This window comes from Desulfobacula toluolica Tol2 (genome assembly GCF_000307105.1).
GTDB lineage: Bacteria > Desulfobacterota > Desulfobacteria > Desulfobacterales > Desulfobacteraceae > Desulfobacula > Desulfobacula toluolica.
The window spans coordinates 1,857,470-1,877,628 of the sequence record NC_018645.1; the positions used below are offsets into that span (position 1 = coordinate 1,857,470).

At 41.5% G+C, this 20,159-nt stretch carries 20 protein-coding genes; 6 read left to right on the forward strand and 14 right to left on the reverse strand.

Annotated features, from left to right (window positions below; all coding sequences use genetic code 11):
* Nucleotides 1–5 precede the first annotated feature (5 nt).
* From TOL2_RS08445 to TOL2_RS08455, 3 genes are read right to left on the reverse strand one after another with little or no spacing between them, the layout of a single operon-like run.
* On the reverse strand, nt 6–1,622 hold the full coding sequence (locus TOL2_RS08445; protein ID WP_014957075.1) for an ABC transporter ATP-binding protein: 1,617 nt from the start codon (nt 1,620–1,622) through the stop codon (nt 6–8).
* Between the two features lie 13 nt (nt 1,623–1,635).
* Nucleotides 1,636–2,454 carry an ABC transporter permease gene (locus TOL2_RS08450; RefSeq protein WP_014957076.1) on the reverse strand — a complete coding sequence of 273 codons (819 nt, stop codon included), beginning with the start codon at nt 2,452–2,454 and terminating at the stop codon, nt 1,636–1,638.
* Between the two features lie 13 nt (nt 2,455–2,467).
* Nucleotides 2,468–3,427 (reverse strand): ABC transporter permease, encoded by a 960-nt coding sequence (locus tag TOL2_RS08455; protein WP_014957077.1) that lies wholly within the window; start codon nt 3,425–3,427, stop codon nt 2,468–2,470.
* Nucleotides 3,428–4,100: 673 nt separating this feature from the next.
* Between TOL2_RS08455 and TOL2_RS08465 the strand changes: the two genes are divergently transcribed.
* The 5 genes from TOL2_RS08465 to TOL2_RS08485 all read left to right on the forward strand — a co-directional run bounded on the left by TOL2_RS08465 (nt 4,101) and on the right by TOL2_RS08485 (nt 9,126).
* A complete protein-coding gene (locus TOL2_RS08465) occupies nt 4,101–5,390 on the forward strand; it encodes a KamA family radical SAM protein (protein WP_014957078.1) in 1,290 nt (429 codons plus the stop codon).
* Between the two features lie 97 nt (nt 5,391–5,487).
* Nucleotides 5,488–6,798, forward strand: coding sequence for a glutamine synthetase family protein (locus tag TOL2_RS08470; protein ID WP_014957079.1), 1,311 nt, complete (start codon nt 5,488–5,490; stop codon nt 6,796–6,798).
* Between the two features lie 257 nt (nt 6,799–7,055).
* Nucleotides 7,056–7,553, forward strand: a complete 498-nt coding sequence (locus tag TOL2_RS08475; RefSeq protein ID WP_014957080.1) for a MarR family winged helix-turn-helix transcriptional regulator — start codon at nt 7,056–7,058, stop codon at nt 7,551–7,553.
* Nucleotides 7,554–7,705: 152 nt separating this feature from the next.
* The gene (locus tag TOL2_RS08480; RefSeq protein ID WP_041279375.1) at nt 7,706–8,035 is read left to right on the forward strand and encodes a hypothetical protein; all 330 of its coding nucleotides are present in this window, start codon (nt 7,706–7,708) and stop codon (nt 8,033–8,035) included.
* Nucleotides 8,036–8,052: 17 nt separating this feature from the next.
* Nucleotides 8,053–9,126, forward strand: a complete 1,074-nt coding sequence (locus TOL2_RS08485; protein WP_014957082.1) for a DUF120 domain-containing protein — start codon at nt 8,053–8,055, stop codon at nt 9,124–9,126.
* Between the two features lie 59 nt (nt 9,127–9,185).
* Here TOL2_RS08485 and TOL2_RS08490 read toward each other — a convergent pair whose 3' ends face one another.
* From TOL2_RS08490 to TOL2_RS08545, 11 genes are all read right to left on the reverse strand, one after another.
* Entirely contained in the window at nt 9,186–9,818 is a 633-nt protein-coding gene (locus TOL2_RS08490; RefSeq protein ID WP_148278083.1) for a histidine phosphatase family protein, read from the reverse strand.
* Nucleotides 9,742–10,872: a DVU_1551 family NTP transferase gene (locus TOL2_RS08495; RefSeq protein ID WP_014957084.1), complete on the reverse strand. Its 1,131-nt coding sequence runs from the start codon at nt 10,870–10,872 to the stop codon at nt 9,742–9,744. The genes TOL2_RS08490 and TOL2_RS08495 overlap by 77 nt, the downstream gene beginning before the upstream one ends.
* Before the next feature lie 4 nt (nt 10,873–10,876).
* Nucleotides 10,877–11,917, reverse strand: coding sequence for a molybdopterin-binding protein (locus tag TOL2_RS08500; protein ID WP_014957085.1), 1,041 nt, complete (start codon nt 11,915–11,917; stop codon nt 10,877–10,879).
* A 17-nt stretch (nt 11,918–11,934) separates the two neighbouring features.
* On the reverse strand, nt 11,935–12,135 hold the full coding sequence (gene thiS, locus TOL2_RS08505; RefSeq protein ID WP_041279377.1) for a sulfur carrier protein ThiS: 201 nt from the start codon (nt 12,133–12,135) through the stop codon (nt 11,935–11,937).
* A 6-nt stretch (nt 12,136–12,141) separates the two neighbouring features.
* On the reverse strand, nt 12,142–12,879 hold the full coding sequence (locus tag TOL2_RS08510; protein WP_014957087.1) for a HesA/MoeB/ThiF family protein: 738 nt from the start codon (nt 12,877–12,879) through the stop codon (nt 12,142–12,144).
* Between the two features lie 4 nt (nt 12,880–12,883).
* Nucleotides 12,884–15,244 (reverse strand): xanthine dehydrogenase family protein molybdopterin-binding subunit, encoded by a 2,361-nt coding sequence (locus TOL2_RS08515; protein ID WP_014957088.1) that lies wholly within the window; start codon nt 15,242–15,244, stop codon nt 12,884–12,886.
* 10 nt (nt 15,245–15,254) lie between these two features.
* The gene (locus TOL2_RS08520; RefSeq protein ID WP_014957089.1) at nt 15,255–15,719 is read right to left on the reverse strand and encodes a (2Fe-2S)-binding protein; all 465 of its coding nucleotides are present in this window, start codon (nt 15,717–15,719) and stop codon (nt 15,255–15,257) included.
* 18 nt (nt 15,720–15,737) lie between these two features.
* On the reverse strand, nt 15,738–16,619 hold the full coding sequence (locus TOL2_RS08525) for an FAD binding domain-containing protein (RefSeq protein ID WP_014957090.1): 882 nt from the start codon (nt 16,617–16,619) through the stop codon (nt 15,738–15,740).
* 15 nt (nt 16,620–16,634) lie between these two features.
* Complete coding sequence (locus TOL2_RS08530) at nt 16,635–17,396, reverse strand: IclR family transcriptional regulator (RefSeq protein WP_041279378.1); 762 nt, start codon at nt 17,394–17,396, stop codon at nt 16,635–16,637.
* Between the two features lie 778 nt (nt 17,397–18,174).
* Complete coding sequence (locus TOL2_RS08540; RefSeq protein WP_014957093.1) at nt 18,175–18,735, reverse strand: GAF domain-containing protein; 561 nt, start codon at nt 18,733–18,735, stop codon at nt 18,175–18,177.
* Between the two features lie 76 nt (nt 18,736–18,811).
* The gene (locus TOL2_RS08545; protein ID WP_014957094.1) at nt 18,812–19,273 is read right to left on the reverse strand and encodes a universal stress protein; all 462 of its coding nucleotides are present in this window, start codon (nt 19,271–19,273) and stop codon (nt 18,812–18,814) included.
* Between the two features lie 524 nt (nt 19,274–19,797).
* On the opposite strand from TOL2_RS08545, the gene TOL2_RS08550 reads away from it, so the two are divergent.
* Nucleotides 19,798–20,124 carry an antibiotic biosynthesis monooxygenase family protein gene (locus TOL2_RS08550; protein WP_014957095.1) on the forward strand — a complete coding sequence of 109 codons (327 nt, stop codon included), beginning with the start codon at nt 19,798–19,800 and terminating at the stop codon, nt 20,122–20,124.
* Nucleotides 20,125–20,159 lie beyond the last annotated feature (35 nt).

A 20,159-nucleotide genomic window follows, 5' to 3' on the forward strand; every position in this document is an offset into this window, starting at 1 on the left:
TTGGATCAGATGAAACTTGAGGCACGCTCTTCTAAAAGGTTGTCCAGCCAGTCCGGGTCCATTTCAGGAACGGATGCCAACAGCTTGTCAGTGTATTCATGATGGGGTGGAGACAAGACTTGTTTTTTTTCGCCTTGTTCGATGATTTTCCCTTTTAGCATAATCACAATTTTATCTGCAATGGCCTTTACCGTGGCAAGGTCATGGGTGATAAACAGGTAGGACATGTTTGTTTTATTTTGCAGGTCCTGCAAAAGGTTGAGGATGCCTTCGGCCACCAGTTGATCCAGGGCTGAGGTGATTTCGTCGCAGATGATCAGGTCCGGTTCGGCTGCCAGGGCCCTGGCAATACAGATCCGCTGTTTTTCTCCGCCTGAAAGTTCCGTGGTCAAACGGTCTATATAAATGTCCGGATCAAGTTCGATTTTGCTTAGCAACTCTTTGATCCGGTCTTCAGCCGCTTTACCCTTGAGGCCAAAGTAAAATTTAAGGGGCCTGCCAATAACCTTTCTGACGGTCTGTCGCGGGTTTAAGGCCGTATCCGGCATTTGATAGATCATCTGCATTTTTCTCAAGTCTTCTTTTTTTCTGTTTTTCAATTCACGAGGAAGCTTTTTTTCAAAAAACGTTATACTGCCCTGAATGGCGGGAAGAAGGCCTGTGATAACTTTTGCCAAAGTGCTTTTGCCGCTGCCGGATTCTCCGACCAGGGCAACGGTTCTGCCTTTTCTTACGGTCAGGTCAATGTTTTCAAGTACATTTTTCTGGCCTGTGTAGGTTGCAGCCACATTCTTGATGTCCAGAATCACAGCCATTTTATCCGTAATGATTTTTTCTTCTCTCAGGCTTCTGACATTTAACAGTTCCCTGGTGTAGTTCTTGTTGGGTTGTTTAATCAATTGTCGGGTTTCACCCTCTTCAACCAGCCGACCGTTCCTCAACACCATTATCCGGTGAGCCACCTGGGCCACGACAGCCAGATCATGGGTGATATACAAAGCCGCTTTGTTCATTTTTTCCGTGATCTCCTTGACAGCAGCCAATACTTCGATCTGGGTGGTGACATCCAGGGCGGTTGTGGGTTCGTCAAACACAATGATGTTTGGCTTGCAGGCCATGGCCATGGCCACCATGGCTCTCTGGAGCTGGCCTCCTGAAAGTTCGTGGGGATACCGGTATCCGATTTTTTCAGGTGTGGGCAAGAACAGCCGCCGATAAATTTCAACAGCTTCTTTTTCAGCTTTTTCACAACTCATTATTCCATGGTGAACAGGTGCTTCTACATATTGTTTTATGATACGGTGTGACGGGTTAAAGGAGGCTGCAGCACTCTGTGCCACATAGGCAATCTTGGATGATTTAATCAGTCGCAAATCTTCCTCGGATGCATCAAATAATTCGATCCCTTCAAGATTAATAGATCCTGATGCCAGTCTGCATCCCGGGCGTGTATACCCCATGGCAGCAAGCCCTATAGTGGATTTGCCGGCACCGGATTCCCCGATAAGTCCAAGCACTTCTCCTCTTTTCAATTCAAGGCTGATGTCTTTGACAATGGGTTGCCATTGGTTTTCGTAAAAGCCTTCAATGTATAGATTCTTTATCTCTAACAGATTGTTCATGGGTGTTTCCTTTCTAATCGTGCAGCCCGCTGGATAAATGTAAAAACCAGTCAACAATTAAATTGACGCCCACTGTTAACAAAGCAATTGCCCCGGCCGGGATTAAGGGTACAAAAATGCCAAATGTAATAGCCCCGGCGTTTTCTCTGACCATTCCTCCCCAGTCTGCCAGGGGCGGCTGCAGGCCCAGTCCAAGAAAACTTAAACAGGCAATAAAGAGAAATATAAAACAAAACCGCAGGCCGAATTCCGCAATCAGCGGCGGCATGGCATTGGGCAGGATTTCATGTCGTATGATCCACCAGAGACCCTCTCCTCTCAAGCGGGCGGCTTCTACAAATTCCATTACTTCAATGTCCATGGCCACAGCCCTGGATAATCGATACACTCGCGTGGAGTCCAGGATGGCGATGGTAAAAATCAAGGTGGGGATGGATGATCCCAGCACAGATAAAATCATCAAGGCAAAAATAAGGGTTGGAAATGCCATGACAATGTCAACTGTCCGGCTTAATGCCTGGTCAGTCCACCCGCCTTTAACAGCGGCAATAAAGCCTGAAAACGAGCCAAGCAGAAATGACAGCATAGTGGTGATAAACGCAAGGGCAATGGTATTTCTTGCACCATAGATCATCCGTGTAAACAGATCCCTTCCAATATGGTCGGTGCCCAGATAAAATTTGCCGGAAAAAGTTTCCCACACATCTCCGACCACGCTGGTTTCCCCATAGGGTGCGATCAATGGTGCAAAAACAGCAACCAGGATATTCAAAATAACGATCCCCATACCGATCCGGGCGGAAATAGGGGACTGTCGTAATAAGTTTAACACAATGGAACTCCCTTTAAATACTGGATTGTCTCAGTTTTGGGTTGGAAAGCATGGACAGGATGTCTGCTGCAAGGTTTAGAAAAATATAGGCAATGGAAAAAATCAATCCTGATGCCTGGACTACGGGCAGATCCCGCTTGGCAACCGAATCAACCAAAAGCTGACCCAGTCCGGGATAGACAAACACGACTTCGACAATAACCACACCGACAATCAGGTAGGCCAGGTTGACGGCAATCACATTGATCACCGGGGACAGAGAATTGGGAAATGCGTGGTGTACAATGATTCTCAACCGTTTTATCCCTTTTATTCGGGCCATTTCAATATAGGCACTGGCCAGCACATTGATAATGGCTGCCCTTGTCTGTCGCATCATGTGTGCAGTTACCACACAGGTGAGTGTAAGGGACGGCAGCAAAATTGCATATATTTTGCTGGTAAATCCCATGTCTTGGTCAATCATTGCCAGGCTGGGAAAAATATTTAATTTTACCGACAGAATACTGATCAGTATATAGGCGATAAAAAATTCAGGAAAAGAGATAAATGAAAGTGTGGTGATCGAGATCAGCTTGTCAAAAAAAGTATTCCTGTAAAATGCCGCAAGCATGCCCAGAAAAATTGCCAGGGGAACTGCAATTACGGCAGTGGTTAAGGCCAAAAACAGTGTGTTGGCAAACCGCCACCCGATTAATTCGGAGACAGGTCTGCCATTGGCAAGGGATTTGCCAAAGTCCCCATGGATAAAATCTTTCAGCCATGCCCCATACCGAATATGGGGGGGTAAATCCAATTTGAGTTGAGTTCGAAACGCCGTTACCGTCTCTGGCGTGGCAGATTGTCCCAGGACGGTCTCGGCCACGTCACCGGGCAGCATTTCCACGCCGATAAAGATGATAACAGAGATGATAAATATGGTTGCCAGGCTTGCGCCAAGACGTTTGGAAATTAAAATTAAAACATTTTTCATAAATTAAAGTTGTCTTCCTTAACCGTTAATATCTATCAGAAAAATATATCGAACTCTAATTAATTTGTCAAACTGACACTTCTTGCTAATATTGACTTATCGATCTGTAAATATTGTTTTTGCAAGTTGAAAAGTATAGTATTCAATGTTTTAGGTGCTGTCTGAATATGCTATTTGAAATTTATCAGGATTTCATAATATATCCGGTTAAGTTATTCGCCGGCAGAAAAATTGATCCGTTAGGGTGTCATAAGTGTTTGCGCAAAGATACCGCCCAAAAGAAATTTTGGATAATATGTCGAAAATTAAAAGATCATCAAGAAGTTTTGATTTTGATTATTGAAATAATAATGGACTTTTAAATAAAATATATTGTATTGTGTTCGAAATATATATTTATGAATTTATATAAAAGTATAAAATATATATTTGATATATATTTGAAATATGTTTGAGATTATTTAATTAATTTAATTGGTTGATGTTTTTATTGTTTTTTTAAATTGTATGGTCTTTAGCGAGATGGGTCTTTTTAGATACATTGATATCTATGTAAAATCATGTTATTGTAGCCTTGTTTTTAAATTTTCATAAAGGTTCAGATTTTGTGAGTGGTTTTTCTTTGCGAAGCACACATGGATCTGATTTTTTTTTGACATAGAGAGAAAATGAAATGAAATATCAAAGCTATACACTAAAAAATTTACATCAAATCAAACTGCTGAATGATCTTCCTGATGAAATAGTTGACTCGATCAAGGTTGTTGGACAGGTATTACCTTTTAAAAGTAATAATTATGTTCTTGAAGAGTTAATAAACTGGAATAATTTTGAAAAAGATCCTTTGTTCACCCTTACATTTCCAAGAAAAGAAATGCTAAAGCCCAATGATTATAAAATCGTAAAGCAATGTTTGAACCAGAAAGAACTTGCCACAGCTGTTAGTTTGATTCGCGCCGGATTAAATCCTCATCCTGCTGAACAAATGGAAAAAAATGTCCCGATATTTAATGGAATACCTTTGAATGGCATTCAACATAAATATCGCGAAACAATGCTTGCATTTCCCTCTAAGGGGCAATTGTGCCATGCTTTTTGTTCTTTTTGTTTCAGGTGGCCGCAATTTTCCGGGATAAAAGAGAAAAAATTTGCTTTGAAAAATGCGGATTTAATGATTGGGTATCTAAAAGAGCATCCTGAAATAACAGATGTGCTTTTTACAGGTGGTGATCCCATGATAATGCATGCAAAAGCATTTGAGATTTTTATTGACGCAATAATTAAGTCCGGTATCAAAACAGTAAAAACGATACGCATTGGCTCCAAAACATTGTCTTTCTGGCCTTATCGCTATCTGACAGATTCCGATAGCGATGAACTTCTTGATTTGTTCAAAAAAGTTACGGATGCAGGGTTTCATTTGTCATTTATGGCCCATATTTGTCATGAAAACGAAATGTCTACGGATGCTTTTAAAGAAGCTGTGAAAGCTATCAGAGACACAGGAACAATTATAAGGACTCAGTCACCGGTTATGCAGCATATAAACGATAATTCCGAAAATTGGAGCAATATGTGGAGAAAACAGGTAAGTCTGGGTATGATTCCATATTATATGTTCGTTGCAAGGAATACAGGATCTCATCGTTACTTTTCAATACCAATCTTAAAAGCCTATGATATTTTCAGGAAAGCTTATATGAAAGTAAGTGGTGTTGCAAGAACAGTGCGAGGACCCATTATGTCTGCATCCCCAGGGAAAATTGGAATTGATGGAATTGTTGATACAGATAAAGGTAAGGTTATTTCATTAAGTTTTATCCAGGGAAGAAATCCTGAATGGGTCAAGCGCCCCTTTTTTGCAAAATACGATGAAAAAGCTGTATGGCTTGATGATTTAAAGCCTGCATTTGGAAAATCAAACTTTTTTTTTAATGAGCATGATGTTTTATTAAAAAACTAATACCCATGGCAGATTGACCTGCCACAACAAAAATTGAAACTCTTATTATGGCAGCATGTTGAGCTGAGTTTCATATGGAAAACAGTAATAGGATAAAATGCAAAACATAACAGAGTTTAAAAAAGAAATTAGTGATGTCGATACATTGCAGCTTTTCACAACAGATCTGAATGGTCGACCAGTGACGCTACAAGTGAACACTGAGAATATTGAATCATTGATTAGAACTGGGGTTGGTTTCGATGGAAGTTCAGTTCCAGGTTATGGAACTGTGGATGATAGCGATAAAATATTAATTCCTTTGCCTGAAACTTTTAAGAAAATTGAATTTTCAGAGGAAAACTTAGGTTTCTTGATAGGTGAAATAAGTGAAGGATATGGCAAAAGGTCTCCATTGGATCCCAGGGCACTTTTGGAAAGAGTTGTTAAACAGGCAGAAGATGAATTCGGCCTTTATTTTATGACCGCACCCGAGCATGAATTTTTTTTGCTGAACAATGATGAGTTTGGTAAAGATATACATACGGATAATGCCGGTTATTTCCATTCAGATCCGCGAGATAAGGGTGAACTTATACGAAAAGAGATCGTAACAGTATTGAAAAAGTGTGGTATTCAGTTTGAAAAAATGCATCATGAAGTCACTCCTTCTCAACATGAGATCAATCTGTCTTGTCTTGATCCCATCAAAACAGCAGATAGAACTATACTTTTTTCATATATCACCAAAAGAATTGCCAGTGAGAGAAATTTACATGCTACATTTATGCCAAAACCATTTAATGGGTTTAATCGAAACGCCCTCCATTTCCATATCTCTGCCCAGGATATTGACGGTAATCCAAAGTTTTATGATAAAAATGCAAACTATTTTTTGAGTAAAACTGCACATCAATTTATCGGTGGCATCTTAAAATATGCAAGAGAGACATCTATTATAATGGCTGCAACTTTTAATTCGTATAAAGCTTATGTTGTTGGAAAAGAGGCTCCTATTGTTCGCAGTTGGGGCATTAAAAACCGAAGCTCAATGATTAGGGTTCCATACGCTGCAGGCCCGGAGGATACAAGGGTTGAAATCCGTTCTCCAGATCCTTCAGGCAATATTTATCTTCAGCTTGCAACCCTTATAGGCATAGGTCTTCAAGGAATCAGAGAGAAACTTGATTGTGGTGATCCGGATATTGGCAGTACTTATAAAACAAATAATGCTTCCAGTCTATTAGACAGCAGTTTTTTACCCCGAAACATGTTTGAAGCTTTAATTGAAGCTGAAAAAAGTCAAATTTTAAAAAAGATTTTAGGGGATACTCTTTACACTCAGTACATGTCGTTAAAGATTAATGAGTGGGAAAATTATCGAACTTTTGTAACACCGCGTGAACATAAAATGAATTTGCATATATAAAAGTTTGGATGCACTTATTTGTAAGCATTAAGGCGGTTTATATTTCAATTGCATTTTAATCATGTGTTTGATATTTTTATCAATTAATCGGGCCTTGTTGATCTGTCTTTTCAGATAAGAATACAGCGCTGAAGTGGGGGAGTTGAAATATAAAGATTTTAATGGACTATGTTAAAGTGCCGGGAATTGTTTTTATAACCCTTATAATATTGGGTAACTGACCTTGAAATTTGACGGTATAAAAAAAGGGGACTGAAATGGGCAAGACAAATGATGAACGGTGCAGAAATCTTTTGATCGCTTTGCGGAAAATTATCCAGGCCATAGATCAGCATTCAAAAAGTTTGAAAAAAAATTTCGGTTTGACCGGACCTCAGCTTATTATTCTGCAATCAATAGTTGCAAATGATCAAATTTCAGTTACGCAGCTTTCAAAAAATGTCAGCTTGAGCCAGGCCACAGTGACGGATATTACAAAACGTCTTGAAAAACGTGGATATATTACAAGAAAAAGAAGCATAGATGATAAAAGAAAAACCAATATAACCTTGACGGAAAATGGAAAAACCATAATGGAAACAGTTCCCCCTCTTCTTCAAAAACAGTTTATGGATAGATTTTCCAGGTTGGAGAGCTGGGAGCAGTCAATGATTGAAAGCGCATTTGAACGGGTTGTCTCCATGATGTCAGCTGAAAATATTGAAGCGTCTCCAATTATGATAACCGGTTCGATTGAGTCATCTGAGTTATTATAATACGGATTCCCAGCATGACTTTTCATCCCGCAAGCTTGAAAAGATAAATCTTGTGTGATTTTTTAGAAAAATTATTTATTTAAATGCTTTTAAAAAAATAAAAATTTATGCTGCGGAAATGCAGCTAAGATGACTCATGAAAGGAACTCACTGTGCATTTGTATAATCAGATTTATGAATTTGCCGCATCAGTCGGTGCCCTTGAAGGGTATGTGTATCATAAGAAAAGTGTAGCTGAGATGGATATGAAAGCTCTCCATGTCTGGACAGGTAATCTGGTGGATGCCTATGACCACCTGCCGGCTGATGTATTGGACAAGGTTCAGCCGTCTCTTGATTTGACCTTGAACCGGGCCATCAGTTCTTTTAACGCTATCCTGGAAAAAGACCATCAGGTGCTGGAAAGGCTCAACTCTATGATCAGCCGGGAAAAAGAATGTTCACCTGATGATTTTCAAAAAAAGAAATGGTTTCAAGAATAAAAATAAAGGATAAGCTGGTGATATCTGGGAAAGTGATTCAAGGGGCTCACAAGGCTGCTTTTTTTACAGAGCTGGACTGGGTAAAGCTGCAGTGTCGTGAAAAAATCGGATTTGTACCTTTTCCCGGAACCCTTAATCTCGAATTGTCTTTGTCTGAGGTGGAACGTCTGGAAAAGTTCAGTGAAGGGATCTGGGAAGAACTGGTACCGCCGGATCAAAATTTTTGTTCCTCAAAGGTTCTTCCCATATGGGTTGGAAACGTCAAAGGGGCATTGATTCTTCCTGATGCAGACGTGAAAATTCACGGCCGGCAGGTTGTTGAAATTCTGGCACCGGTGAAACTGAGGGATGAACTGGGGATAAATGACGGGGATATGGTTGTACTGCAATTGGGTGGGATCATTGCAAAACCAGGGCTCAAGCTCTCTGTGGATGCTGTTTTGTTTGATCTTGACGGCACCCTGATAGATTCCATTGAATCCTATTATTGCATCGTGGAAATCATCCTTGATAAAATGGGATTTCCAGCAGTTCCGAGGCAGACTATCCTGGAAGCGGCAAAAAATGATGAATTCAACTGGGATTTGATTCTGCCGGATGTGCCGGACCGATCCAGACAAGAAACAGCCGCCCAAGCCTGGCAGATGGTACAACAGATATATCCTGACACGTTCCTGAAAAATGTCAGGCCTTTCCCTGATACGGGAAAAGTGCTTCGCCTTCTCCATGACCGCAATATCAAGATTGGGATTGCGACATCAACCCCTCAAAAAAATATCAGTGATAAAATGAAGATCCTGGACCGGGAGGGGATTTTAAATTTTGTTGAGACAGTTGTATCAGCCGGGGATGTTGAACGTAAAAAGCCGTTTCCGGATGCCTTGATTTTGTGCAGAGATCGTCTGGGGGTTCGGTCAGACCGGTGCGTTTATGTGGGAGACATGGTAATGGACGTTGTCGCAGGAATGGCTGCAGGTATGAAAACCATCGGAGTTCTCACGGGATTTGAGACATATGCAAGCCTGGCACAAAATAATCCTGATGTTATTATTGAGTCTATTTCAGATCTGCCTGATGTGCTGGAGATTTAGAGAAAATCATTGAGTAGTGTTTTTTATGAAATAGCTTTTAGTTTGTAAGTTTTGCGGTTTTAAGACGGTAAGTCGGGTTGAATAACAAAAAGCTGGGCGTAGCTGATTTTTATTTGAAAAAGATCGGCAAGTTTTATACCTAAAAGATGGCACAGGATCACCCTTATCACACCGGCATGAGTGACGAACAATATATTGTTTTTTAATGTGGTTGCACAGTCTTTAAAATAAGGAACAGCACGGCATGAAGTGTCGTGAAAGCTTTCGCCGCCGGGTGTTTTGTAGGTATCGAGATTTTTGCCCCTTTTTTCAAACTCTTTGGCGCTTTGCTGTTTGATTTGATCAAAAGAGCAGCCATCCCATTTTCCCATGTGTATTTCATTGAGTGCCGGAGATGTTATGATTTTTTTATCATTGGCAATCAATTCTGCCGTGCGGGTGCATCTCTGGAGAGAGCTTGAATGAACAGCTTCGAAATTCAATGATGAAAAAGCTTTTTTCCAATAAAGAGCCTGGTCTATACCCATAGGGTCCAGTTCAACGTCCGTTGCCCCGATAAATCGTTTTGTTTCATGGTCTTTAATCCGGCCATGCCTTAAAAGAAAGATCAAGGGGTCAGGATGAGATAATTTCTCGAACGGATTTTCCGGCAGATTCTTCAATTCTGGCTTGTATGAGTTTAGTATTTTCATATCGTTTTGAAATGGATGTTATGGCCCAGGGAAATTTCATTAAATTTTCTGAAAACCGTTTGTGGTAATTTAAATCAACACCATTGCCGTTGCAGAGTTTGTCGGCAAAATAAACCACCTCTTTTTCATTGACCTCAGATGCGGTATCAATATCAATGTCCATGTGCTGGGTAATTATTGCTGATACTTCTGCGAACCCAAGATCCCTTATAAATTTAGCTCCTGCTTTGGCATGGTTTTTTTCTTTTCGTTTAATATCATGAAGGATTGCTGCGGCAATCACCAGGTCTGTATTCAGTTGATGGGGAAGGCCATTGGCAATTTTCAATGCTGCGAATGAAACCTCTGCCAGGTGAATTCGGATTGGGTCATTCTCGGGCAATATGTCATTGATGATCGAAAGGCATTCTTCTTTGTCCGGGATGTTCAGGCTGTTAAATTTTTGGCAGATATGCTCATACCCTTGTTTGTCATCGGCATCCATTAAAATGCCTCTGTCGTAAACCTTCAAAGGTATTTTTTGATTTTCCGGGGACAGCATCACATCCCTTAAAGTTGATCCATCACACAAATTGAGAATATCTGTTTTTAAACCGACTGGAATCAGGGGCGGATGGCCTGGAGTATCATCAAAATAAGGCAGTATGATTTTATCCGGGGTCTTTTGAAACTGCTGTATCATTAACTTGATGGTAGAAGGGCGAATAGCAGGAATGTCTACCGGAAGAAGGAAAAATCCTGAATATTCCGGCCGGATATTTTGGACGCCTTTTTGAATGGAACTTAACATCCCGGATGAATATTCACAGTTAAATATTGGAAGGGCACCTGCTTTTTTCACTATCGGTTCAAGCAAATTGTAATTGTGGCCGGTTACAACAACAATATCATTAATTTGATGCGCCTTGAACAAATTGATAGCGGTTTCCACTATTGTTGTTTTGCCCAATGGCAGCAAGGGTTTGAAATCGCCCATTCTGGACGATAACCCTGCTGCCAGGATAACGGCAGAGATTGGTGTTGAGCGGTCTTTTTGCTTAAGGTGCCGAACCATTTTCTTATTTTCCAAAACTGCATGACGGATATCTGCAGGTTTTACAGCTTGAGCAGAACCCTCCATGTCCCATTTGTACAATATCGGATTTTAAAATACTTTCCCCGGCCAGTAGTTTGGGCACGATTAGATCAAAAATACTGGCCCTGTGATACATGACGCATCCGGGCAGGCCTATTACCGGGATATTATTGATATGGGCCAGCATGAACATGGCTCCGGGCAGGACAGGGGCTCCGTAAGTAATAACTTCTCCTCCCGCAGCCCTGATGGATGCCGGGGTCAGATCATCCGGATCAACGGACATTCCGCCTGTAACCGCAATCATTTGGGCACCAGCACTGATATTGTCATGAATGGCTTGAACCGTCATGTCCATGTCATCGCTGACAATGGTTTTTTTGATGACAGGACTTCCCAATTCTTTGAATTTTTTTTCCACCACAGGGCCGAATCCATCCCTTATCCGTCCATGATATACTTCGGAACCGGTTACAATAAGGCCGACGGACAAACATTGAAGCGGTTTGACCTGAATGATGGGAAAGTGTTTTCTACAAATCTCTTCCACTTCAATGATCCGGTTTTCATCAATGGACAAGGGAATTATTCTTGTACCGGCAAGATCGTTTCCCTTTTGAACGGTTTGATTCGTGTGCAGGGTTGCAAAAATAACATCCGGAATGCTGTTGATCTCTTCAAGGGCGGATACATTGATTTTTAACAATCCGTTTGTTTGAGATGAAAAATTAACTTTTCCTTCCTGAGGGGCACTCAGATTGATTCCGGGACCCGCGGCTGCCTCAGCAATTCTAATGGCCGCATCATTTTCATGAAGTTCTCCGTTAAGGGTTGCCACATAAATATGACGCTTGCCAATGTCAAGTAATTCTTCCACATCTTCCTGGGTGATCACATGTCCTTTTTTAAAACAAGGACCTTTGAACAGATCGGGTATGATTTTAGTGATATCATGAACCAGAACTGTTCCAACGGACTCTTCCACGGGCAGTGATTTGATTTTGCTTTTGTTGTATAATTTCATATTGATGAACTCTTTTTTTATCCGCCAAGATCCGGGTTGATAAATTCAATGACGTCGTTTTCTTTTACAATGGTGCTGTGATAGTCAGTTGGGTAGATATACCTGCTGTTTTGTTCAACGATCAGATGCGGGTCTCCCTCTTTGACAAATTCAATAAGGGCTTGAATGCTGATATTTTCAGGTACATCTTCTTTCAGGCCGTTCAATATAATAATCATAAGCTGTTATTGACTGTTTTCCTTTTTTGAATTTATGCCATGACAAGTCGGGCAAGCCGGATGAGTTTCAAGGGGTGTGACGGTTGTGCGCATATCCATACCGGAAACTCTGATCAGACGGTTGCTCAAATTTTTTCCGATATCCAATAAAAGTTTGATTGCTTCCATGGCCTGGAAAGACCCGATAACCCCGGCAGCCGGGCCGATAATTCCTGTTATGGTTTCCCGGCGGTCTTTATTTGAAAACAGGCAGTTAAAACAGGGTGTTTTTCCGGGAATAAAGGTTGATGCCATGCCGTCAAATCCATTGACACCTCCGAATATGTATGGGATTTTTTTTTTCAGTGACGCCCGGTTTAACACATGCCGGGTTTGTATATTGTCACAGGCATCCACTATGATATCCACATTTTCCAGTAAATGACAAATGGATGCATCTGTGATTTTTACCTTGACCGGTCTGATCCGTATGGATGAATTTAACCGTTCAAGGCTTTGGGCGGCCGAAACGGCTTTGGGTTTCCCAAGGTCGGCTTCACAATGAATAATTTGCCGGTTCAAGTTGCTCAGTTCGACTGTATCATTATCCACGATGATGAGGTTCCCAATGCCGGCTGCGGCCAGATAATATGAAGAGATTGAACCCAAGCCACCGGCACCGGCGATGAGGACACAAGCTTTAAAAAGTTTGGCCTGACCGCTGGTGCCGATCTGTGGAAGGATTGTTTGTCTTGCATATCTCATATGTTTATGCGCTTAGTTTGTCCTTGTAAGCCTGGATTGCATTGTAAACGCGTTCCGGTGTCAGCGGCAGTTCGCCAATTCTTACGCCGGTTGCATCATAAACAGCATTCAAAATAGCGGGAATAGTAGGCATTATTGCACCTTCACCCACTTCTTTTGCTCCAAAGGGACCGTTGGGTTCATCGCTTTCAACTACAATGGCATTGACCGGCGGCATATCCATGGATGTAACAATTTTATATTCTGCCAGGTCACTGTTCAGAACCTTTCCATTATTGTCGAATATGACTTCTTCATGCATGGTTTCACCGATGCCCATTGAAATAGATCCCTGCATCTGGGCTTCAACCGAAGTCTTGTTGATTGCTTTTCCGCAATCATGGGCATCTGTAATATTATCAATGGTGATCTGGCCGGTTTCCATGTCAACTGTAACTTCTGCTATCTGGGCGCTGCATCCGTATGCCGGAGATGTACCCACGGCAGCTCCCTTGAATTTTCCGCCAAGAAAGTGAGGCCGGTATTTGCCGGTTCCGACAATGGAACCTTTTTCAAGAAATGCAATTCTTGATGCTTCTTTAAAAGTCAGCTTGTCTGAATCAGGATTGTCTGTCCATCCCCTGTGTTCTTTGATGTATCTGGTTCTTAAGGCTGAAAAATCAGGAGTTCGGTCTTTGAATTCGATAAAGCCTTTTTTGATATCCATCTGTTCTACAGGAATATCCAGTTGTTGTGCCAGCACATCCAATACCTGCTGTCTGGCATGTTCGGCTGCTTCTTTGGTGGCATGCCCTGTCATGAGGGTCTGGCGGCTTGAATAAGCACCCAAGTCAACGCCCATGTCCGTATCCCCTGATGCGAGGCGGACATTTTCCAGGGGGATGCCCAATGCTTCTGCCGCAATCATGGCAAATGCAGTGTCAGATCCCTGACCGATTTCTGCAGAAGCCGTATAAACCAGAGCTGTACCGCCGTCTTCCGTTAGTTTTACAATGACGGTGCCATGGAAGGTGTCGGACCGGTAAATTGGAAATCCCGCACCTGATACAAAAAAGCCGCAGGCCATTCCAATGCCTTTGCCTTCAGGCATATTTCCTTTCTTTTTGTCCCAGTCAGAGCCGCTGCGAACTGCTTCAATACATTCGGACATGCCAAAAGAACTCATGTTCAGATCATTGCAGGTAGTGTCACCGGTGTTCATCATATTTTTGATGCGAAGTTGCAGGGGGTCCATACCGATCTCTTCTGCAATCATGTCAAGCTGCTGTTCAAAACAGGCTCTGGCAATTACAGCACCGTGGCCTCTCTGGGCACCGCAAGTGGGTTTGTTGTTGTATACACGGTATCCGTCATAGCTCATGTTGTCAAGCTTGTACGGCCCTGCAAGAAGAGATCCTGTGTAGTATACCGTGGCAATGCCAAAGCTTGTGTAAGCTCCCCCGTCCAGGTAACACTCGTGTTTAAGGGCCATTATGGTGCCGTCTTTTTTTGCACCCGTGGTAATTTTGTGGGTGAACTGGTGCCGTGCCCGTGCCTGCATGAAGACCTGTTCACGGGTGTATCCCATTTTAACAGGTCTTTTAAGCTTTCTGGTCAGTATACAGCAGGCAAGTTCCATGGCGTTTGCAGAGGCTTTGATACCGAATCCGGCTCCCACATAAGGTTTTTTAACTCGGACCTTTCCGACATCCATTTTCAATACCATGGCCACGGTCCTTTGAACATAGTGGGGAACCTGGGTGGAAGTGGTCAAGGTCAATGTTCCCCTGTTGTCATATTCCGCGATACAGGCCTGCATTTCAATACAGGCACCGTCCTGGCGCTTGCTTTTCATGGTCGTGGTTTTTATGATATCACTGTTTTTCAAGCCTTCTTCAACATTGCCGAATTCGTGGTGAACCTCGGCACTGAGATTTCCGGCAAAGGCCTCGTGTACCTGGGGAGCGCCTTCTTTTAAAGCGTCTTCCACCGTAAAAACCGCAGGCAGAATCTCATATTCCACCTGGATCAATTCAACAGCCTTCAGCGCGGTTTCAAGGGAAGTTGCGGCAACAGCGGCAATTTCATCGCCGATATACCGAACCTTGTCAATGGCAAATACGTTTTCATCATACCGTGCCGGAGAGACGCCGTATTTGACATCTCCTGCATCTTTTGCCGTTATAACGGCTTTGACCCCTTCTAAGGCCTCTGCCTTGGAAGTATCAATGGAAAGAATTTTTGCGTGGGGGTGGGGGCTTTGGAGCAGGGCACCGTACAACATGCCGGGCTTGGAAATATCAGCTGTAAAAATAGCTTTTCCCGTTGCCTTGTCCGGCGTATCAATTCGATGGGCTCGGGTACTGATAACATCAAAATTTTTCATGGGTGCCTCCTTATTTGTCCGAACATTGAGATGAAATGGCTTCAAAAATTTTCTGGTATCCGGTACACCGGCAAAGGTTACCTGAAATGCCTTCTCTGATCTCCTGGTTATTTGGGTTGCTGTTTTTGTCCAAAAGGTTTTTGGCAGACATGATAACTCCGGGAGAACAGAATCCGCATTGGATGGCCCCATGTTCAACAAAGGCTTCCTGCAGAGGATGCAGGCCGTCTTCAGTGCTTAAGCCCTCAATAGTTTCAATGGTTGCGTTATTTGCCTGAACCGCCAGAACAAGGCAGGAATTGACGGCATCGCCGTTTAAAATAACAGTGCAGGCACCGCAATCGCCCGTGTCACACCCTTTTTTTGTACCGGTCAGGCCCAGGTCGTTTCGGAGAAGATCCGCAAGCGTTTGATTGGGTTCTATTGCAAGTTCGTATGTTTCTTTATTTATAGTACATTTGATGATCCGTTTCATATGGTCTCCTGATATCTTTTATTGGGCTGTGGCCTGTTTACAGGCTTTTTCAAGGGTCCTTTTGGTCAATACGCCGATCATGGCCCTTCTGTAGTCGGCTGTTCCCCTGAAATCATCAATGGGTTTGCAGTCTTGGCGTCTGGCTGCTTCACCGGCTTCATAAAAAGCCGCTTCATTTGCGGCGCTGTTTTTTAATGCTTCTTCAGCATGAAAAGACCTGATTGGGGTTGCTGCAACAGATCCCAGGGCAATAATGGCATTTTTAACAGTCTGATTTGCCGGATCGATTTCAATAAATGAGGCCACATTAACAACATTGATTTCAGATGATTTTCTTTTTCCTAACTGGATATAGTGGGCACCACTGTTTTTGCCCGGCAAAGGCAATTGAAATCCAACCAGGATTTCATCGTCTTTTATATCGGTTTTGCCCGGACCCTTGAAAAAAGATTCAATGGCCATTTTGCGCTGTCCTTCCGGACCTTGTAAGACAACCTGTGCCTGGTAGACAATAAGAGAGCAGATAGTGTCGCCAGCCGGACTTGCATTGCAGACATTCCCGCCAATGGTTGCCCTGTTTCTGATCAGGTGGGTGCCAAGATTGTCTGCACCAGCTTTGACGGCACAAAATTTTTCCTGAATGATCTTTGATTTGGACAGCTGGGCCATGGTTGCACAGGCACCGATTGTAACGGCATCCCCTTCTTCTTTGATCTGGGACAGCGCCTCAATTTCGGATAGGCTGATAATGTGGTCTGCTGTGACCAGCTTTTTTTTAAGATGGACCAGAAGATCCGTACCGCCAGCCAGGAACTTTGCTTTTTTACCATGTTTTTTCTTTAATTCAATGGCTTCCTGGATGGAGGTCGGTTCATGGAATTCAAACTTGGGTAATAACATATAAATTTCCCCTCCTTAAATTGATTGTAAAGATATTTTGCTTTCGATTTTGTTTGCGATCTCTTTTAAAAGATCCTTATATGACTGAAGTGATTTTTCTGTGATCTGGTTTTTTAGTCCAACCGCCCAGATAGCACATTGAAAATCTTTCCGGTTAAGCTTTAATGGTACTGCCAATGCGCTTATTCCTTCTATATATTCATCGCTTTCATAGATGATTCCTTCTTTTCTGGTCGTTGTGATGGCGGCTCGATATTTTTTTTTATCCAGGACTGGCAGGCGTTTATTGTTTTTACGGCTGATGGATGACAGGATCTCTTGAATCTCGTGATCCTGGAGCGGCGACAGAAGGGCTTTGCCATGAGCACCGCTAATTATGGAAATTTTAGTACCGATATCAGCTGAAATCTTGAGATTATAAGAAGAATCCGACTTGTCAATTATAACTGCCTTTAAGCCGGAAAGTATGCCCAGAAAGGCGGAAAGATTGGTTTTTAGGCTGATCTTTTTCAAGTATGGATGAATGCTTCGTATCAGATTAGATCCTTGCTCGGCAGCTTTCCCCAGTGTATAAAGTTTTGCTCCAAGAATAAATTTGTTTTCACTGTCCTCCAAAATGTGTAAGTCCAACATTGTGTATATAATATTAAAAACCGTACTTTTGTTAAGATTTAGTTCATTGGATATGTCGGTTATGCCCAAAGGCTCTTTTCTTTTTCTGAAAAGTTCCAATATCTGAAAGCATTTATCAATAGCTGGGACACGGTTAAATTTCATGTTCAATCCTATGTTTCTCTGTAAGGAACGGTTGTTCTTATTATCAAACAGAATAAAACAACATAAAATGACTTTTGTCAACCATAAATTACTTTTGAAATTAGCCTCGTGTTTTTTGGATGGGCTGTTTGAATTTTAATCGGGGGATTTTTTAGATTAAGTGCCTATCGTCAGCATGGCTATGTCCAAAGGCTCTTTTCTTTTTTTGAAAAGTTCCAATATCTGAAAGCATTATCGATGGCTGGGACACGATTAAATTTTATGTTTAACTCTATATGTTGTTGTAAATAACGGTTGCTTTTACAATTAAACAGAATAAAATAACTTTTATTAACTATAAATAACTTTTAAGACTCACTGCGTGTTTTTGGATGGGTTTGTTTAAATTTGAATCGGGGGGATAGATCAAGTGCTTGTCGTCAGTATGGAGATGTCCACATGATCGGTAAACAGTACCAATTTTTGACAAATTCAATAAGGGCTTGAGCCTTGATGTTTTCCTGTATATCTTCAGAAACTGTGTAAACAAGAACCGTACAGCCGTTTTTTATCAGCTTGACAATTACAGTACCATGGAAGATGTAGGACCGGTAAATAAGAAATTTTGACACCTGATGCAAAAGTCATTTTGGATCAATTTAGGCAACTCCGGCAACGACTCAATGATATATCGCAAAAAGTTTATAAAGATATTTATTGTGAGGGCTAATGAGGGTCTGTTTAAAAAATGTGATGGGTTTTTTTTAAATTAACCCATCACAAAGGGTGAAACAGAATATCAACAGGGGTCCACCCAAATGTCGTGAACATCTTGAACTGTATCCTTGATCAGCATAAACGCGTTTAAAAGGCGTGTATACGTCATAGCCATGCCCACATGGTCGGTGAACAGCATCAATGTTTCAAGATCATGATCTGATACATCCCATGATTGATGATGGTATAGACGAATCGCACCGATGATCTTGCCTGAAAAAACAACCGGCAGTGAAATGATTGATTTTATGCCTTCTTTTTGTGCAGCCTCAGGATATTGAAGAAGGTCTGTATTTGATGTGTCTTTAATCACAACCGGTTTTTTGTTGTAAATGGCTGCAATGCTTTTTTTGGACGAAATCGCACCTTTTCTCAGATATGTTGTACTCAAGCCAAAGGTGGTGAAAATATCCAGTTCTTTTTTTTGGGGGTTTGCTGCAAAAAGGCTGCATCCCTTGATATCCAGGGCACCGGTCATAAGCTGAACCAGATTGTTGCCCATGCTTTCCAGGTCTGCAGATGTGTGCATGGCACTTTTAATAACTTTAAATAGATCTATATTGATTTTGTTTTCAATGCTCATATATCTTCTCCTTGATTATTTTTAAATTTAAAGTCTTACAAGCAGGAGTGCGAAATTAAATTTTTGATCATGGTTTTCAGGTGATAATCGTTATAGTGACATTTTTAAGAGTTGTCACAACTTTGTTGAATACACTGGGTATGAAAAAACTTGTTACGGTTCCGGACCGGCTCAGCACAATTGTATGATATCTTTCGTCTCTGGCCAGCTGGATGATTTCTCTGGCAATATCCTTTTTCTTGGGCAGATACAAATAATTCACCCGGCTGTCTTTAAATCCCTCGCTTAAAAGATATTGTTTGATTTCAATCATCCTGCTTTCCTGGTCTATGACCTGACGGCGAAGATAATGCAGGTTGCTTGACATTTTTTCCATCACGCTGCTTTTGCTCACATCAATATCAGGAACCGGAGAATACGCATGGAAAACCGTCACACTCACATCGTCATGATTAACATAAGTCCGGCAAATAAACTCCAGTGCTTTTTTATCCATATCTGTAAAATTATAGGGAAGTAAAATTTTATTTTCGTCCATAGCTATCTCCTTATTTTGGGGTTAATAGGAACCTGGAATTTGATCATTTAGAATAAAAAAAAATTAAAGTTGGCTGCGACAGCACATGGTTACGATGGAGTTTAAAAAAAGAGAATTGAGAAAGAGAACTGATTGAGGCTTCAAAATTGTATGTATACGTTTAAAATAAACCATGTACCTGAGTTCTGTCAAGATAATTAACTTCCTGCCGGCCTGAAATCCTTGGTGTTAATCATTGACATTGAATCCGGTAACTTGTTACACTGCATAATAACTGAAAATCGTCAGAGTGCTGTGTCTGAATCCGGCTGAAACTAATGTTTTCTAAAGTTCTTTTAAACAATCACCACCAACTGATCCTCAATTTACACTCAACTTCACCTCAACTTCAATATTTGAGTATTATCCAACCGTTTTTTTTATTAATGGCTTCTCTGTGGGTTTTGTCAGGCAGGCAATAATAATACCCGATTTTATCAAAGGAAGCCTTAACTTATTTATTATGGTTAGAAAAGGAGGTTGTTATGGCAGTTTGTGTAATTATAAGGCGAAGCGTAAAAGATAAAAAAATAGCAGATAAGCTGGTTCCCCTGATTCTAAAACTCAGGACCAAGGCTATCGTCCAGCCAGGGTATATTACAGCCCAGACATTTTCAAGCCTGGCCGTTGAGGGTGAATATCTTATCATCAGTACATGGAATAAGATTGAAGACTGGAACCGGTGGATGAACAATGAGGAACGGCTGGCTATCCAAAAGAAGATAGACGAATTAATCGGAGAAAAAACCCAATATCAATATTACGAACCTGTTATCGGTGGTATTATGCCGAGATTTGAAGGCAAAATTTAATTGTAAGATATCTTTTATGATGCGTTCTCTGTGAT

Coding starts and splice junctions, on each gene's coding strand:
- TOL2_RS08445 (WP_014957075.1), bottom strand. CDS start 1,622: ATGAACAATCTGTTAGAGATAAAGAATCTATACATTGAAGGCTTTTAC.
- TOL2_RS08455 (WP_014957077.1), bottom strand. CDS start 3,427: ATGAAAAATGTTTTAATTTTAATTTCCAAACGTCTTGGCGCAAGCCTG.
- TOL2_RS08465 (WP_014957078.1), top strand. CDS start 4,101: ATGAAATATCAAAGCTATACACTAAAAAATTTACATCAAATCAAACTG.
- TOL2_RS08470 (WP_014957079.1), top strand. CDS start 5,488: ATGCAAAACATAACAGAGTTTAAAAAAGAAATTAGTGATGTCGATACA.
- TOL2_RS08475 (WP_014957080.1), top strand. CDS start 7,056: ATGGGCAAGACAAATGATGAACGGTGCAGAAATCTTTTGATCGCTTTG.
- TOL2_RS08490 (WP_148278083.1), bottom strand. CDS start 9,818: ATGAAAATACTAAACTCATACAAGCCAGAATTGAAGAATCTGCCGGAA.
- TOL2_RS08495 (WP_014957084.1), bottom strand. CDS start 10,872: ATGGTTCGGCACCTTAAGCAAAAAGACCGCTCAACACCAATCTCTGCC.
- TOL2_RS08500 (WP_014957085.1), bottom strand. CDS start 11,917: ATGAAATTATACAACAAAAGCAAAATCAAATCACTGCCCGTGGAAGAG.
- thiS (WP_041279377.1), bottom strand. CDS start 12,135: ATGATTATTATATTGAACGGCCTGAAAGAAGATGTACCTGAAAATATC.
- TOL2_RS08510 (WP_014957087.1), bottom strand. CDS start 12,879: ATGAGATATGCAAGACAAACAATCCTTCCACAGATCGGCACCAGCGGT.
- TOL2_RS08515 (WP_014957088.1), bottom strand. CDS start 15,244: ATGAAAAATTTTGATGTTATCAGTACCCGAGCCCATCGAATTGATACG.
- TOL2_RS08520 (WP_014957089.1), bottom strand. CDS start 15,719: ATGAAACGGATCATCAAATGTACTATAAATAAAGAAACATACGAACTT.
- TOL2_RS08525 (WP_014957090.1), bottom strand. CDS start 16,619: ATGTTATTACCCAAGTTTGAATTCCATGAACCGACCTCCATCCAGGAA.
- TOL2_RS08530 (WP_041279378.1), bottom strand. CDS start 17,396: ATGAAATTTAACCGTGTCCCAGCTATTGATAAATGCTTTCAGATATTG.
- TOL2_RS08540 (WP_014957093.1), bottom strand. CDS start 18,735: ATGAGCATTGAAAACAAAATCAATATAGATCTATTTAAAGTTATTAAA.
- TOL2_RS08545 (WP_014957094.1), bottom strand. CDS start 19,273: ATGGACGAAAATAAAATTTTACTTCCCTATAATTTTACAGATATGGAT.
- TOL2_RS08550 (WP_014957095.1), top strand. CDS start 19,798: ATGGCAGTTTGTGTAATTATAAGGCGAAGCGTAAAAGATAAAAAAATA.